This window comes from Azospirillum sp. Marseille-Q6669, from assembly GCF_965111635.1.
The window spans coordinates 21,532-35,700 of the sequence record NZ_CBCOOP010000005.1 but is presented as its reverse complement, the minus strand read 5'-3'; the positions used below and the strand labels follow the sequence as shown (position 1 = coordinate 35,700).

Here is a 14,169-nt window from a genome sequence, read left to right as displayed (position 1 = left end):
GGGCAAGGGCGTGACGGAGAGACAGACGGGCCGGCGGCTTCGGCTGCACACGGTGACGATGATCACCGCGCTGGCCACGGCGTTTCTGATGGCCGGGCTGACGCTCGGGGTGGGCGGCGCCTTCGTCCGGGTGCTCGACCTCGCGGAGGAGGCGGACCGCGCCATCGTTCCCCAGATCGCCCGCCAGCACCAATACGCCGTCTTCGCCGCCCGCATGGGCCAGCTCGCCGAGGCCGTCCTGCGCTCCCGCTCGCCGGAGGAGCGGGCCGGCGCCCTGGCCGAGGTGGAGGGCGTGTCGCAACGCTTCGCGGCGGACGCGGCGGCCCCGGAACTGCTGCAACGGCTCGAGCAGGCCATCCAGGCGGTCCGCCGCACCGCGGAGCGGGCCGACGCCATCGACGCCCTGGCGGCCCGGGCCGTCGCCCTGCAGCGCAAGGGGGACGAGGCGTTCCTCAGCCTGCTGCGCTCCGGCGCGCCCCTGGCGGTGCAGGAGCCCTACCACCGCGCGCTGGAGGCGCTGGCCGCCGGCCTGGTCGCGACGGACACGGAACAGCTTGCCGGTGAGGTCGCCCGCTTCCACGAGCACGCCGCCGCGGTGGTGAACGCGCTGATCCCGCTGGAGCCGGGGGACCGGGCGCCGCTGGCCCGCACGGCGCGCGACCTCGACGGGCTGGGCGAGCTGTTCACCCTGCGCCGGACCATCCTGTCGGAGGCGGGGCTGATGGGGCTGGAGACGGAAATCGCCCACGGCGTGCTGAACGACCTCAGCGGCAGCCTGACCGACGCCGCCGCGACCAACACGCGGCGCATCGCCGACACCTTGACCGATCAGGCGCGCAGCGGCCTGTGGATCGTGCTGGTCGGGCTGGGCATCGCCTCGGCGGTGCAGACGGTGCTCTACGTGCTGCTGCGCGTTCATGTGGTTCGCCCGATCCGCCGCGCCTCGCAGGCGTTGGCCATGGTGCAGAAGGAGCGCCGGACCGTCCGCCTGCCGCCGGCCCTCTTCGCCGAGCTTCAGGCCATCTCCACCAGCGTGGAGCGGTTCGGCACGGCGCTGGTGGAAACCCACGCCTATGCCGAGGCGCTGAAGGCGGGGGAGGAGCGGATGCGTGCGATCCTGGCGGCCTCGCCCTTTCCCATCGTGATCGCGCGGCGGTCGGACGACGCCGTCCTGTTCGCCAACCCGCAGGCCGAGGCGCTGTTCGGGACCGGGGGGCCGCGGCTGGCGCTGACGCGCAACGCGCGCTTCTTCGTCCGCCCGTCCGACGCCGCCCGACTGTCCCGTCTGGTGGCCGAGCAGGGGGCGGCGAGCGATCTGGAGATGGAGATGCGCACCGCCGGGGGGCAGCCCTTCTGGGCGATGATCTCCGCGGTGGAGATCCGCGACGTGGACGAGCCGGCCATCCTCATCGCCGTCAACGACATCACCCTGCGCAAGCGGTCGGAGGAGGAGACGGAGGCCGCCAAGCAGCGCGCCGAGAGCGCCCTGGCCGACCTGCGCGACACCCAGGCCCACCTGATCCAGGCGGAGAAGATGGCCTCGCTCGGCGGGATGGTGGCGGGGGTGGCGCATGAAGTGAACACGCCGGTGGGCATCGCCCTGACCGGCATCACCCACTTGGCCGACCAGACCCGCAAGGTGGTCCGCGGGGTCGAGGCCAACACGCTGCGCCGCGCCGACTTCACCGGCTACCTGACCACCGCGGGGGAGGCCTGCCGGCTGATCGAGAGCAACCTGAACCGCGCCGCCGAGCTGATCCAGAGCTTCAAGCAAACCGCCGTGGACCAGACCAGCGAGGAGCGGCGCCGCGTCGATCTGGCCGCCTACCTGGACGACGTGCTGACCAGCCTACGCCCGCGGCTGAAGCAGACTCCCCACCGCGTGGTGATCGACTGTCCGGCGGGCCTGTGGGTGGACAGCTATCCCGGCGCTCTGTTCCAGGTCCTGACCAACCTGACCATGAACGCGGTGGTCCACGCCTATCCGGACGGGCGGGCCGGCACGCTGACCGTCGCCGTGACCCGCCCCACCCCGCAGGAGGTCGAGCTGCGCTTCTGCGACGACGGTTGCGGCATTCCCGCCGCGCATCTGGGGCGCGTCTTCGACCCCTTCTTCACGACGCGGCGTGGCGAGGGGGGAAGCGGGCTCGGCCTGCACATCGTCTACAACATCGTGACCACCCGCCTGCGTGGCAGCATCCGGGTGGAAAGCCGGGAGTGCGGCCAGGAGAGCGCCCAGAAGAGTGGAGGCACCTGCTTCGTCCTGCGCTTCCCCATCGAGGCCCCTCCCGTGGTTGATGCCGGCGAACCGGCTGCGATCAGGCCGGAGCCCGCAATCTGAAACGAAAAAAGGCGCGCCGGAGGTCCCGGCGCGCCCTTCGCTGCAAAGCTTGAAGGCCGTTATTTGCTGCCGTCCGGGCCGCAATTCGGGGTGCCCGGCGGGCAGTGGGTGCCGGTCGCGGTCTGGTTGTCGCGGGCCGGGTTGCTGCTGGTGGCGCTGCCCAGGCCCGACGGCGCGGTGGTCTGGCCCTGCCAGGTGCCGCCAGACGAGCCGCTGCCCATGGTGCCGTTGCCCATGGTGCTGCCCGACGAACCGGGCACGGTGGTCCCCGGGGTGTTCATGGTGCCGGTCGAGCCGGCGGTGCCCGGCGTGGTGACGCTGCCCGGGGTGGAGCCGGGGCCGGAGGTGCTCAGGCCGGTGGACGGCGATGTGGTGGTGCTGGGAACGGTCGGGCTCACGGCGGTGCCGCCCGACTGGGCGACGGCGGAGCCGGACATCAGGGCGAGGGCCGACGCGGCGGCGATCAACAGGGTACGCATCCTCATCTCTCCATCTGGTGGCGGCGCCCTTTGGCCGGGCGCCTTCCTGGCGGGGGTTTCAGTCCGGCGTCCTGCGGCGCGCCCGTCCCCCATTCGCCCATCCCCAACAGAAGGCCCGGCGCATCGTTGCGGAGAAACCGGACGGTCATCCAATCTTTTGGTCCGATCTTTTGGCGAGCCGCCCGCCGTCCGGGCGTTCCGTCCGCCCCCACCCAGATGCGGATGCCGGGCGATTCCGGAGCAGCCGGTCGCCTTGCGGAACAGGCCGCCCCCGTAAGAGTTGACGCAAGCACCGCTACGGCACGTCGAGGCAGGAATGAGCGAACATCGGGATGCGGCGGACCTTGCCGGGGCGCGGCCCATCCTGCGCCCCGGCGCCACCTGCTGGCGGACCGAGCGCGCGGACCGGGTGGCCGTGCTGGTCGACGGCGCCGCCTTCTTCGCGGCGGTGCGCGCCGCCTTGCTGCGGGCGCGGCGGTCGGTGATCCTGCTCGGCTGGGACATCGATCCGCGAATGCGCCTCGACCCCCACGACCCGGAAACGCTGGGCGATTTCCTCGCCCGCCTGATCCATCACCGCCCGTCGCTGCAGATCCACGCGCTGAAGTGGGACATGCCGTTCCCGATCTCGCTGGAGCACCCGCACGGACCGCTGGAGCGGCTGAATCGGCGCACCGGCCCGCGGCTGACGCTGGAGCTGGACGACGCCCTGCCGGTGGGCGCGGCGCAGCACCAGAAGCTGGTGGTGGTCGACGACGCGCTGGCCTTCTGCGGCGGCATCGATCTGGCCGGCGACCGCTGGGACACGCCCGAGCATCGCGACAACGACCCGCGCCGCCGCTGGCCGACCGGGGAGCTTCACGCCCCGCGCCACGACGTGATGATGGCGGTGGACGGCCCCGCCGCCCGCGCGCTGGGGCTGATGGCGCGCGAGCGCTGGAGCCACGCCACCGGGCAGGCGCTGCCGCCCCCGCCGCCGGACGTTGTTTCGGATGGGGGCGCCGATCCCTGGCCGGAGGGGCTGCACCCGCTGATCACCGACGCTGATGTGGGCATCGCCCGCACGCTTCCCGACTGTCTGGTCGGCCGTCCGGTCCGCGAGAACGAGGCGCTGACCTTCGCCGCCATCGCCGAGGCGCGCCACAGCATCTACTTGGAGAACCAATATTTCGCCTCCTTCCGCGTGGCCGAGGCGCTGGCCCGGCGGCTGCACGAGCCGGACGGGCCGGAGGTGGTCGTCGTCGTCCCCATGGAAAGCCCGAGCTGGTTCGACCGCATGGCCATGGACACGCCGCGCGGCGTGGTGCTTCAGGAACTGCGCGCCGCCGACCGTCATGGTCGGCTGCGCGCCATGACCCCGCTGACCGAGGGCGGCAACGGCATCGTCGTGCATTCCAAGCTGATGGTGGTGGACGACCGGCTGCTGCGCATCGGGTCGAGCAACCTGAACAACCGCTCCATGGGCTACGACACGGAATGCGATCTGGCGGTGGAGGCGCCGCCCGGCGACCGCAGCACCGCCAGCGCCATCGGCGCGGTGCGCAACCGCTTGCTGGCCGAACATATGGGCGTGGACCCGTCGGAGATGACCGCCGCCGTCCGCGCCACCGGCCGTCTGGTGGCCGCCATCGACCGGTTGAACAAACCGTCCGGACGCCGTCTGGCGCCGCTGCCCGACACCGACCCCGGCCTGACCGAGCAGGCCTTCGCCGCCCTGCGCATCGCCGATCCTGACCGTCCGGAGGAAGCCTGGGCCGTGTGGAAGCGCATGCCTCCGGCCCCGGCGCCGGCTCGCTCCCTGACCCGCGCGGTGGGAGCGGCCCTGTTCACCGCCGGGGCGATCGCCGGTGTCTACGCCGTCGCGCGGGCGATGGTCGAGACCGAGCGCGGCGACCGCTGAGCGGCGCGGCGCACAGGTCGGTCAGGCGGCGCGCTTCCGGATGGCGGACAGGCCGCGCAGATCCTCCTCCAGCCCGTTCAGCCGGGCCAGCCCGCCGCTGATCGCGTCCAGCTCCCGCCGCAGCCCCTCGGGAACGCGCAGGTCCCCGGCGAAACCGGCCAGCGTGTCGGCCAGGGAGTCGCCCAGCCGGTCCAGCTCGCCCATCAGCCGCCGCTCGTGCCCGGCGACGTCCTGCTGGCCGGCGCTGAGGCTTTGCAGGCGGTCGGCCAGATCGGACAGCAGCGCGTGCTCGGCGGCCACCTTCGCCTGGGCGTCCTGCCCGGCGATCTGTTGGGCGATCGCCTGCTGCATGCGGTCGATGCCCTTCTGGATCACCTGGATGGCCTCGTTCGACTGGCGGGCCAGATCGCGCACCTCGTTCGCCACCACGCGGAAACCGTGGCCGTACTCCCCGGCCCGCGTCGCCTCGATGGCGGCGTTCAACGCCAGCATGTTGGTGGCGGACATGATGCGGGTGATGGCGTTGACCGAATCCTCCAGCGCGCGGGACTCCGCGACGATCTGCTCGAACCGCGTCAGGTCGGAGGTCGCCTCCGCCCGGCGGCGGTCCAGATGCTCCTGGAGGTTGGCGAGAAGCGCGTGGTTTTCCGTCGCGGAACGCTGGGCGTCGTCGTGGCGGCCGGCGATCTGCACCCCGCTGTCGCGGATGAAGCCGACCAGGGCGGCCACCGCGTCCTGCGTGTCGGACAGGCGGGCGCGCAGGGCCTGCACCTCCCGCTCCGCCTGATCGAGCGCCCCGCCGACGCGGGCCTTGGCCAGTTCGACCGCCTGCGGCACCTCGGCGATGGCGCGCTCCGCCTCCGGCGGGATTCCCTGGGGGCGGCGCGCGAAGGCCAGCCGGGCGGCGCACAGGCTGCCGAACTCATCCAGAGGGCCGTCCATGCCGTTGTCGCGCAGCAGGCGGCGCCACTCCTCCGAATCCCGGTGCAGGGTGACGAAGAGGCGGTTGGCCTCGTCCGTCGTCAGCGTCTCGCCGTCGAAGGTCAGACGCTCGTGCGGGATGAAGTTGAACAGCGACGTGACCATGGTCCGCCGCGTTTCCAGCACCCAATATTGGACGACCATCACCACCATGATGGTGACGATCATGCCGAGCGCCGCCGCCGGCCCCTCCGGCACGCCGAAACGGTGCAGCGTGGCGTTCCACAGCGGGTTGAGGAGAACCACCACCACGATCACCGGAAGGCCGATGATGAGGAGAAGCAGAGCCTGCGCCTTCAAAAATCCCCTGCTGAGCATCGCTCCCTCGTCACCCTGTCCAGTGGTCATTCCGAATCCCCGCGCAATCAAAAGGACGCTGTGGCCCCTCATGTTCGCGCATCGTAAAACCACACACCGTAAAAGGTAAAGAAGCATTGATTTTGCTCTGCATTCGAGACAATTTTTCCGAATGACCGCGCTTCCGGCGCAATGGTGATGCGGGACGGGAAAGTCGGAACAGGAAAAACGACCGAAATCAGGCCGGAATAGAAGCGGGCGAGCCGTTTCCGGCCCGCCCGTTCTTGTTCAAGCGCAATGTGCGTCAAATGGCAGCATGGCCCGTCAGGAGCGCGTCTCCGCCACCGAGCCCGGCTCGGAGATCACGATGTCCACCCGCCGGTTCTGCTGGCGTCCCGACTCCGTGCTGTTGGATGCGACCGGCTGGGCCGACCCCAGGCCCTGGGCGGCGATGCGGCTGGGGTTGACGCCGCGCGCGGTGAGCGCGTCGCGCACCGCCATGGCCCGCTCCTCCGACAGGCGCAGGTTGGTGGCCGACGAGCCGGTGGTGTCGGTGTAGCCCTCGATCCGCACGGTCCGTTCCGGATTGCGCTGGAGGAAGTTGGCGAGTTCCCCCAGCCGCGCGTCGGCGCCGGAGGTCAGCCGCGCGCTGCCGGTGGCGAACAGCACGTCGCCCAGCGACATCACCAGCCCGCGCTCCGTCCGCTCCGCCTGAAGGGCACGGATCTGGTCCTGGAGGCGGTAGGTCTCGGCGTTGGCGACGACCTGCTGCGCGCCCTTCATCGCCGCCACGTCCTGGGCGATCTGGAGCTGCCGGTTGGCGAGATAGGCCTGATGGTCCATCTCCGCGGTGTTGCCGTCGCTGCGCGCCCGCTCGCCGCGCTGCAGCGCCTCTTCGGCGCGGCGCAGCTCCAGCGTGGCGTTGCTCGCCAGCTGCGGGTTGGCGGCGGCGCCGGAATAGGACTGGCGCGCCTGGGCCAGGGCCGGGGTGTCGTCCGGGGTGGCGCAGGCGCCGAGCGACAGGGCGACGACGCCGAGCGACGCCAGAGCCAAGCTTTTCCTCACCGTTTGGGACTTCCTTGTGGTGTGCATCACGGCGTGCCCTCCAGCGTGCGCGGGGAGTTCCAGGTCGAGGTTCCGCTCATGCCCGATGGGGCCAAGGGAGCGGTGGCGGACGCGGCGGGCGCCCGGCCCGGAACCGAAGCGCCCGGCATACCGGTGTTGGGCAGGCCGGCGTTGGGGTTGGCGAGTGTGCGCACCGCGCTGGCGGCCTGCTGCGCCGTCGCCCGCTGCGAACGCACGGTGGCGAGTTCGGCGTCGGCCTGCGCCTGCTCGGCGAGGCGGCGGGCCTGGGTCCGCTCGTCCTCGCGCATGGCGGCGTCGGCGGCGGCCAGCTTCTCGCGGGCGGACTGGAACTCCGCGGGGGCGTGCTGGAGGGCGCCGGCCCGTTCGGCCTGCTGGATGGCCTGCGCCGAGGCGCCGAGCTGGGCGGTCGGCGGTGGCACGCTGCCGGCGCAGGCGGCCAGACCGACCGACGCCGACAGGATGACGGCGGCCCTCCATCCCACCCTGGGCCATCCGAATGTCGAAGTGCTGTTGCGGTTCATGCTGCGGCTTCCCGAATGACCGCGGCGCACGGCCGCGGGAGAGTGAACGCCGCTCCAACGCGCCGCCGGGTGGAAGGTTCCTTGCCCGCACATCCGCGCCGGGAAACGCCCCGCTTGCGCACAAAAAAGACGGCCGGGGGAGTGCCCCGGCCGCAAGGTCTGCCTGGATGGGAGGGTGGATGGGGAGGGACTTACTTCTGGATGCCGGTAACCTGCTGCTGGGCCTTGTTGCCGATGCCGGCGGCGAGGTTGGAGACGGTGCCGAGGTTCTGGTTGAACAGGGCGCCCGGCGCGCCGAACTGCATGGCCTTGACCTGCTGCTGGGCGGTGTTGCCGATGCCGACCGCGCTGTTGCTGACGTTGCCGGCGTTGCTGTTGAAGCCGCCCAGAGCGAAGGGCGTCTTCACCCCGCCGCCCATCCCGCCGGCCTGCACGCCAACCACCTGCTGCTTGGCCTTGTTGCCGACGCCGGCGGCGAGGTTGGAGACGTTGCCCAGGTTGGAGGCGGTGCCGAAGGGACCGGCCAGCCCGCCACCGGCCTGCACGCCGAAGACCTGCTGCTGCGCCTTGTTCTGGATGCCCGCGGCGGTGTTGGAGATGACGCCCAGGTTGCTGGTGCTGCCCATCGGGATGCCGCCGGTCATCAGGTCGCCGGCGAAGGCCGGGGCGGAGCACAGGACGGCGACGGCGGCGGCGATCAGGGTGGTGCGGCGCATGGTGTGGTTTCCTTCCGGTGTCTGGGGGAGTTGGCTTCTGGGGGGTGGCTGCCGGTTCCGTCTGCGTCGGGGCCCGGCCTGTTCGATGACCAGACAGTACGCCCCGCCGCCCATCCCCGCTGTGGCCTGCGCCACATCCGGACGCGGTTTGCTTTCGGTGCCGCATGCTTGACGTTCATCAAGACTCCGTCCGGCAAAGCGGTGTTTCCTTGCGGCCCATGACCACCGACCTTCTCCTTGCCGCCCTGTTCCTGTTCGCCACCCACGCCGTGCCGTCCTGGCCGGGGGTGCGGCCGTGGCTGATCGCCCGGATGGGACGGGGCGGGTTCGTCGCCCTGCATTCGCTTGGCTCGCTGCTGGCGCTCGGCCTGTTCGTCTGGGCCTACCGCGAGGCCGGGGGCGGAGAGCCGCTGTTCGTTCCCGCCGGATGGGCGGCGCCGCTCGTCGTCGCGCTGATGCCGCTGTCCTTCCTGCTGATCGCCGCCCGCGTCACCAGCAAGGCCGGCGAGCCCGACGCCCCCAACCCGCCGCGCGGCATCTACCGGATCACCCGCTTTCCCGGCAGCATGGGGCTGCTGCTGTGGGCGCTGCTGCATCTGCAAGCCACCGGGGACGGGCGGCGGGTCGTGCTGTTCGTCGCGATGGCGGCCATCGCCCTGTTCGCCATGGTCAAGAACGACTGGCTGCTGCGCCGCAGTGCTGCCGGGCGGGCCTACCGGGCGGAGACCTCCGCGCTTCCCTTCGCCGCCCTCCTGGCCGGACGCCAGAGCTTCCGCCCAGGAGAGATCGGCTGGGGCCGTGTTCTGGGCGCGCTCGCCGCCTATGCCGCGATGATCGCCGTGCATCCCTGGCTGTTCGGAGTCAGCCCGCTCTATTGGCTGTAGCGGGAAGGTTTGCGGCACGCCGCGCCGCTCCGCCTGTTGACGGTCATGAATGCAGACCGCCGAGGAGGGACAGCGCCATGGAGCATCACACCGGCCCCGACGACCCCCGCGTCCGCGAGCGCGCCCACGCCATCTGGGAGCGGGAGGGCCGTCCCGAGGGGCGCCACATCGAGCATTGGCAGCAGGCCGCCCGCGAGATCGCCGAGGAGGACGCCGTCCCCGGTCCGGAGGCCGGGCTGCAAACCCCCGACAGCGCCAGCGAGCGCGCCCTGCACGAGGCCGCCGAGCATCTGCGCGGCGTGGACGCGCACAGCCACCACCGCCAGTCGTCGACGGCGGAAGGCTGATCGGGCGGAAGGCTGATCGTCAGTCCTCGTCGTCCAGGGACAGCTGACGGACTTCCAGTCGCGGATCGGGCTGAGGCAGCGGGCGCGGCTCCGCCGCCCGGCCCGCGGCGGGAGGCGCGGCGGCGCGCGGCGGGCGCAGCGGCTTGTTCACCGTGCCCCGCGGCCCTATGCTCGGCTCGTCGCCGAAGTCGGGCAGGGGCGGGCAGCGGTCCATCACCGCGCGCATCAGCACGGCGACGCGGTCCGTCTGCTTGCGCAGGCCTTGCCCACGCTCCCCGTCGTAGAGCGGGTCGTCGAGGAACTTGCGGATCTCCATCAGCGCGCGGAACTCCACCCCCACCGTCTCGTGGGTGCCGATGGGCAGCGCCTTGACCCGCGCGAAGGTGTTGAAGAAGCCCAGGCTCTCCTCCACGAACAGGATCACCATGCGGGCGTGCAGGCGTTCCAGCGCGGTGGTCATCGGGCCGATCAGCTCCTCCATCTCCGACGGGGCGGCGTCCAGCCGTTCCTGGGTCACCGCCGCCAGCGAGAAGAAGTCGCGCACCTTGCGGGAGAATTTGCGGTAGCGGCCCATCCCGCCGACCGACACACGCTCCCGCGCCGCCGCCGCCAGATCCGCGCACTTTTTCAGCATGTCGTCGAGCCGCATCAACATGCGGGCGACTTCACGCTGGCGCTGGGCCGCGCTGACCATGGGGGCGGGCAGGGCCTGCCGGCGGGGAGGGGAGGGGGCGGCCGATCATCAGACCATGGTTATCCCGATCCGGTTCGCCGGGTCTAGTTCCCCGTGCGGACGTTCAGCACCCGTTCGCTGCCGCCGCGCAGGACAGTCACCTGAAGGGGCGTGCCGACCCGCACCAGCCCCATGCGGTTGCGGAAGTCGGTGGCGCTGCGCACCGGGCGCCCGTTCACCGCGGTCACCACGTCGCCGCTGCGGAAGCCGGCGCGGTCGGCGGCGGACCCGCGCTCCACCTGGGCGATGACCGCCCCGGCGTCGCCGGTCAGATTCATGCTGTCCGCCAGATCGGGGGTCAGGTCCTGGATGGAGACCCCCAGCCGGCCGCGCCGCACCTCGCCGTACTCGACCAGCTGCTCCATCACCGAGCGGACGATGCTGACCGGGACGGCGAAGCCGATGCCGACCGACCCGCCCGCCGGGCCGATGATGGCGGTGTTGATGCCGACCAACTCCCCGTTGAAGTTCACCAGCGCGCCGCCGGAGTTGCCGGGATTGATGGAGGCGTCGGTCTGGATGAAGTCCTCGTACCCCTCGATCTTCAGCCCGCTGCGGCCGAGCGCCGAGACGATGCCGGAGGTCACCGTCTGGCCCAGCCCGAAGGGGTTGCCGATGGCGACCAGGAAATCGCCGACCTTGAGCTGGTCCGAATCGCCCCAGGGCAGGGCGGTCAGCTTCTCCGCCTCGATCTTCAGCAGCGCGATGTCGGTCGCCGCGTCCCGCCCGACCAACTTGGCGCGCAGGCGGCGGCGGTCCTTCAGGGTGACGGCGATCTCCTGCGCGTTCTCCACCACATGGGCGTTGGTGATGACGTAGCCCCGCCGCGCGTCCACGATCACGCCCGACCCGGCGCTGACCTGCGGGCGGGCCTGCTGCTCTGGAACGTTGAAGAAGCGGCGGAAGAAGGGGTCGCGGAGCAGCGGGTTCTCGGCCTGCGGCGCCCGCGACAGGACGGCGATGTTGACGACGGCGGGGGTCACCTGTTCCAGCATCGGCGCGATGGTCGTCACCCCGGTGACCCCGGCGGGCAGGGCAGCCGCGGCGGGGGCCAGACCCGCGCCCGGAACGCCGATCCCCAAAAGCCCGGCCATGCACGCCGCCCCCGCAAATCGAAGCGCCGCGAACCGAAGCGTCGTCGTCATCGGCATCTTGTCCCCGTTCCTGTTGTTCCGTGCTGCCTTGGCGCGGCTGATGTGGGCGAGCGGCGCCCGTGGGTCAAGCCTGCGCACCCTTTGCCCCGCCGCGCGGCGCGCCGGAGTATAGGGCAGCGCCAGCGACGGGAGGATCCTCCATACCGCAGCCCGCCGTCTTTCCGGGCTCCGCTCCGGCGATCGACTTCCATGCTTGGTTGCATGATGACGGGGTGCGGCATCGAGGCACCGCCCATGACTTCATTAAGACTTTGTTCAGCGGGATCTGCGAGGCAGAGATGTGCAGGATTTGTCTGAAATCCAGGCCATGTCTGGTGTAACCTCAGTTTTCCTAAGACGTGCTTTCCTCCATGGCGGATTCTCAACAGCGGCCCGCCGACGGTGACGACGATGAGCGATGTTCCTCTGATGGAACTGACCGAGCATGACTACCTCCAGATGGAGGAGGCGCTGTCGCAGACCGCGCGCGGCCGCGCGTTCCTGCGCATGCGCGACCGACGATCCCGCGTGGTCGCGGTGGACGAGTTCCACCGGCTGACCGGCGCGCTGGAGCAGCAGGTCAACCGGCTGCGCGGGGTGGACTCCGGCGCCTTGCCCCGTCCGGTGCCGGGTGGCGGGGTGGGGCAAGGCTTGGGGGATGGCCTGCAGCTTCAGCAGGAGTTGATGTCGATCACCCAGGTGGTGCGCGAGACGCGCAGCGACATCGCCGCACTGCGCCCCGCCGACACCGGGTCGAACCGCATCGAGGCGGCGACCGGCGAGCTGGACGAGATCGTCGCGGCGACGGAGCGGGCGACCACCGACATCCTGAACGCCACCGAGAAGATCCAGGAGATCACCCAGGGCATCCCGCGCACCGATCCCGACATCGCGGAAATGGTTGACGCCATCGACGCCTGGAGCATCGAGATCATGACCGCCTGCGCCTTCCAGGACATCACCGGTCAGCGCACCACCAAGGTGGTCAACACGCTGCGCTACATCGAGCAGCGCGTGAACACGATGATCGAGATCTGGGGCGTCGACCGCATCGCCACCGCCTCGGAAACCGCGTCCATGGGCGAGGGGGCGTCCCACCGCAAGCTGGGCGACACCCGGCCCGACGCGCATCTGCTGAACGGCCCGCAGCTCGGCGGGCCGGAGGTCAGCCAGGACGACATCGACGCCCTGTTCGACACGCTGGCCACCCAGATCCCCCAGGTGCTGGAACGGGCGGAACCGGCCGAGGCGCCAGCACCGCCCCCTCCGCCTTCGTCTCCGCCTCCCGCCGCTGCGAAGCCGGCCCCGCGACCCGCCGCCCCGGCGCCCGAACCGTCGGGCGGCGGCAGCGAGATTTCGCAGGCCGACATCGACGCGCTGTTCGCCTGAGGCGCCGATGGCGAACGACGGCTCCCACAAGTCCCGGATACGCTTGAGCCAGGAGCAGCTGGACCGGGTGTGCGAGCGCCATGTCCGCTTCACCGAGGGGCGGCCCAACGGCGCCCGCGCCAACCTGCCCTTCTTCGACCTGACCGGGCTCGACCTGTCGGGGCGCAACCTGACTGGCGCGCATCTGTCCGGCGCCATCCTGCGCGACGCCCGGATGCAGGGAACGATCCTGGACCACGCCGACCTCTACGGCGCGGACCTGCGCGGCGCCGACCTGACGGAGGCGCGGCTCTACCGCACCGACATGCGCGGCGCCAACGTGCGCGGCGCCATCCTGGACGGCGCGGTGATGGTGGAGGTCGACCTGCGCGACGGCAGCGTCGCCAACCGCAGCGCGTCCGGCGAGCTGAAGGTGGTCGGGTTCGAGCCGGGACCGGCGGACATGGCCTCGGCCAAGCTGACCAACGCCGACATGGCGCGGGCCAAGCTGTCGGGCAGCTTCGCGCGGGCGGCCGACTTCACCAACTCCCGCCTGTCGGGGGCGCGGCTCCAGCGCACCGACCTGCGCGACTGCAACTTCTCCGGCGCCGACCTCCAGGGGGCCGACCTGAACGGCGCCGACCTGCGCGGCGCCATTCTGGACGGTGCCAAGGTGTCGGAGCTGGACCTCGTCACCTCCATCCGCACCGACGAGGAAGCGGCGGTGGCGGCCCAGATGCCCCAGCCGATCCCGGAGACGGACGAGTACCCGGCGGCGGAGCCCGCCCATCCGGCGATCCCGGCGGCAGACATCGAGGTCCTGCTGCACCAGCACCTGTTGTGGCTCGGCACCAGCGGCCAGAAGGGGCGCCAGCTCGACCTGACCGGCCTGAACCTCGACGGGGCGGACCTGTCGGGCAAGGTGCTGACGCTCGCCAAGGGCTCCGGCGTGCGGCTGCGCCACGCCCGGCTGAACGGCGCGCAGCTCCAGGCGGCCCAGTTCGACGGCGCCGATCTGCGCTCCGCCGACCTGCGTGGCGCCGATCTGCGCGGCGCGAAGCTGGACCGCGCGATCCTCATCGACGGGTGTCTGGACGGGGCCAACCTGGGGATGCTGCTGATCAGCGCCGGGGCGAAGGTGATGCGCGCCTCGCTGGTGCGCGCCCGCATGGCCGGCGCCTCGCTCAGCGCGACGAACATGAAGGGGTGCGACCTGACGCTGGCCGACCTGACCGGCTGCGACCGCAGCAGCGCGATCTTCGACGAGGCCATCCTGGACGGCGCCCGGCTGGGCAACGCGTAGGGTTCGGGGCCGATTCACCGCAGAGGCGCGGAGCCCCCTTCCTGCGGTCCCTCGCGCCTTCGTGTCTTCGCGGTGAATAA

Annotated in this window: 13 protein-coding genes; 6 read left to right on the top strand and 7 right to left on the bottom strand. The window is 71.4% G+C overall.

The genetic code is table 11. The annotated features are described in order from the left end of the window. Positions 1-10: 10 nt before the first annotated feature. Positions 11-2,341 carry an ATP-binding protein gene (locus ACWPXE_RS25440; RefSeq protein ID WP_454020092.1) on the top strand — a complete coding sequence of 777 codons (2,331 nt, stop codon included), beginning with the start codon at positions 11-13 and terminating at the stop codon, positions 2,339-2,341. A 59-nt stretch (positions 2,342-2,400) separates the two neighbouring features. Here the strand turns inward: ACWPXE_RS25440 and ACWPXE_RS25435 are convergent, their stop codons facing one another. After that, positions 2,401-2,820 (bottom strand): hypothetical protein, encoded by a 420-nt coding sequence (locus tag ACWPXE_RS25435; RefSeq protein ID WP_454020091.1) that lies wholly within the window; start codon positions 2,818-2,820, stop codon positions 2,401-2,403. A gap of 316 nt (positions 2,821-3,136) precedes the next feature. On the opposite strand from ACWPXE_RS25435, the gene ACWPXE_RS25430 reads away from it, so the two are divergent. Next, positions 3,137-4,720, top strand: a complete 1,584-nt coding sequence (locus ACWPXE_RS25430) for a phospholipase D-like domain-containing protein (protein ID WP_454020090.1) — start codon at positions 3,137-3,139, stop codon at positions 4,718-4,720. A gap of 21 nt (positions 4,721-4,741) precedes the next feature. Here the strand turns inward: ACWPXE_RS25430 and ACWPXE_RS25425 are convergent, their stop codons facing one another. The 4 genes from ACWPXE_RS25425 to ACWPXE_RS25410 form a co-directional block, all read right to left on the bottom strand. Then, positions 4,742-6,049 carry a methyl-accepting chemotaxis protein gene (locus tag ACWPXE_RS25425; protein WP_454020089.1) on the bottom strand — a complete coding sequence of 436 codons (1,308 nt, stop codon included), beginning with the start codon at positions 6,047-6,049 and terminating at the stop codon, positions 4,742-4,744. A gap of 273 nt (positions 6,050-6,322) precedes the next feature. Beyond that, on the bottom strand, positions 6,323-7,063 hold the full coding sequence (locus ACWPXE_RS25420; protein WP_454020088.1) for an OmpA family protein: 741 nt from the start codon (positions 7,061-7,063) through the stop codon (positions 6,323-6,325). A gap of 26 nt (positions 7,064-7,089) precedes the next feature. Further along, complete coding sequence (locus ACWPXE_RS25415; RefSeq protein ID WP_454020087.1) at positions 7,090-7,566, bottom strand: DUF4398 domain-containing protein; 477 nt, start codon at positions 7,564-7,566, stop codon at positions 7,090-7,092. 230 nt (positions 7,567-7,796) lie between these two features. Then, entirely contained in the window at positions 7,797-8,321 is a 525-nt protein-coding gene (locus tag ACWPXE_RS25410) for a hypothetical protein (RefSeq protein ID WP_454020086.1), read from the bottom strand. A gap of 218 nt (positions 8,322-8,539) precedes the next feature. Here ACWPXE_RS25410 and ACWPXE_RS25405 point away from each other — a divergent pair, with 218 nt between their 5' ends. Both ACWPXE_RS25405 and ACWPXE_RS25400 read left to right on the top strand, forming a co-directional pair. Beyond that, positions 8,540-9,205, top strand: coding sequence for an NnrU family protein (locus ACWPXE_RS25405; RefSeq protein WP_454020085.1), 666 nt, complete (start codon positions 8,540-8,542; stop codon positions 9,203-9,205). 77 nt (positions 9,206-9,282) lie between these two features. Beyond that, positions 9,283-9,552: a DUF2934 domain-containing protein gene (locus ACWPXE_RS25400; RefSeq protein ID WP_237904781.1), complete on the top strand. Its 270-nt coding sequence runs from the start codon at positions 9,283-9,285 to the stop codon at positions 9,550-9,552. Between the two features lie 19 nt (positions 9,553-9,571). Here ACWPXE_RS25400 and ACWPXE_RS25395 read toward each other — a convergent pair whose 3' ends face one another. Further along, positions 9,572-10,246, bottom strand: coding sequence for a hypothetical protein (locus tag ACWPXE_RS25395; protein WP_454020084.1), 675 nt, complete (start codon positions 10,244-10,246; stop codon positions 9,572-9,574). Between the two features lie 83 nt (positions 10,247-10,329). Further along, the gene (locus ACWPXE_RS25390) at positions 10,330-11,430 is read right to left on the bottom strand and encodes a Do family serine endopeptidase (protein ID WP_454020083.1); all 1,101 of its coding nucleotides are present in this window, start codon (positions 11,428-11,430) and stop codon (positions 10,330-10,332) included. A gap of 399 nt (positions 11,431-11,829) precedes the next feature. On the opposite strand from ACWPXE_RS25390, the gene ACWPXE_RS25385 reads away from it, so the two are divergent. Together ACWPXE_RS25385 and ACWPXE_RS25380 are read left to right on the top strand one after the other, a co-directional pair. Beyond that, positions 11,830-12,807 carry a hypothetical protein gene (locus ACWPXE_RS25385; protein WP_454020082.1) on the top strand — a complete coding sequence of 326 codons (978 nt, stop codon included), beginning with the start codon at positions 11,830-11,832 and terminating at the stop codon, positions 12,805-12,807. Positions 12,808-12,814: 7 nt separating this feature from the next. Continuing rightward, entirely contained in the window at positions 12,815-14,089 is a 1,275-nt protein-coding gene (locus ACWPXE_RS25380) for a pentapeptide repeat-containing protein (RefSeq protein ID WP_454020081.1), read from the top strand. Positions 14,090-14,169 lie beyond the last annotated feature (80 nt).

Coding starts and splice junctions, on each gene's coding strand:
- ACWPXE_RS25435 (WP_454020091.1), bottom strand. CDS start 2,820: ATGCGTACCCTGTTGATCGCCGCCGCGTCGGCCCTCGCCCTGATGTCC.
- ACWPXE_RS25430 (WP_454020090.1), top strand. CDS start 3,137: ATGAGCGAACATCGGGATGCGGCGGACCTTGCCGGGGCGCGGCCCATC.
- ACWPXE_RS25425 (WP_454020089.1), bottom strand. CDS start 6,049: ATGACCACTGGACAGGGTGACGAGGGAGCGATGCTCAGCAGGGGATTT.
- ACWPXE_RS25410 (WP_454020086.1), bottom strand. CDS start 8,321: ATGCGCCGCACCACCCTGATCGCCGCCGCCGTCGCCGTCCTGTGCTCC.
- ACWPXE_RS25405 (WP_454020085.1), top strand. CDS start 8,540: ATGACCACCGACCTTCTCCTTGCCGCCCTGTTCCTGTTCGCCACCCAC.
- ACWPXE_RS25400 (WP_237904781.1), top strand. CDS start 9,283: ATGGAGCATCACACCGGCCCCGACGACCCCCGCGTCCGCGAGCGCGCC.
- ACWPXE_RS25395 (WP_454020084.1), bottom strand. CDS start 10,246: ATGGTCAGCGCGGCCCAGCGCCAGCGTGAAGTCGCCCGCATGTTGATG.
- ACWPXE_RS25390 (WP_454020083.1), bottom strand. CDS start 11,430: ATGACGACGACGCTTCGGTTCGCGGCGCTTCGATTTGCGGGGGCGGCG.
- ACWPXE_RS25385 (WP_454020082.1), top strand. CDS start 11,830: ATGAGCGATGTTCCTCTGATGGAACTGACCGAGCATGACTACCTCCAG.
- ACWPXE_RS25380 (WP_454020081.1), top strand. CDS start 12,815: ATGGCGAACGACGGCTCCCACAAGTCCCGGATACGCTTGAGCCAGGAG.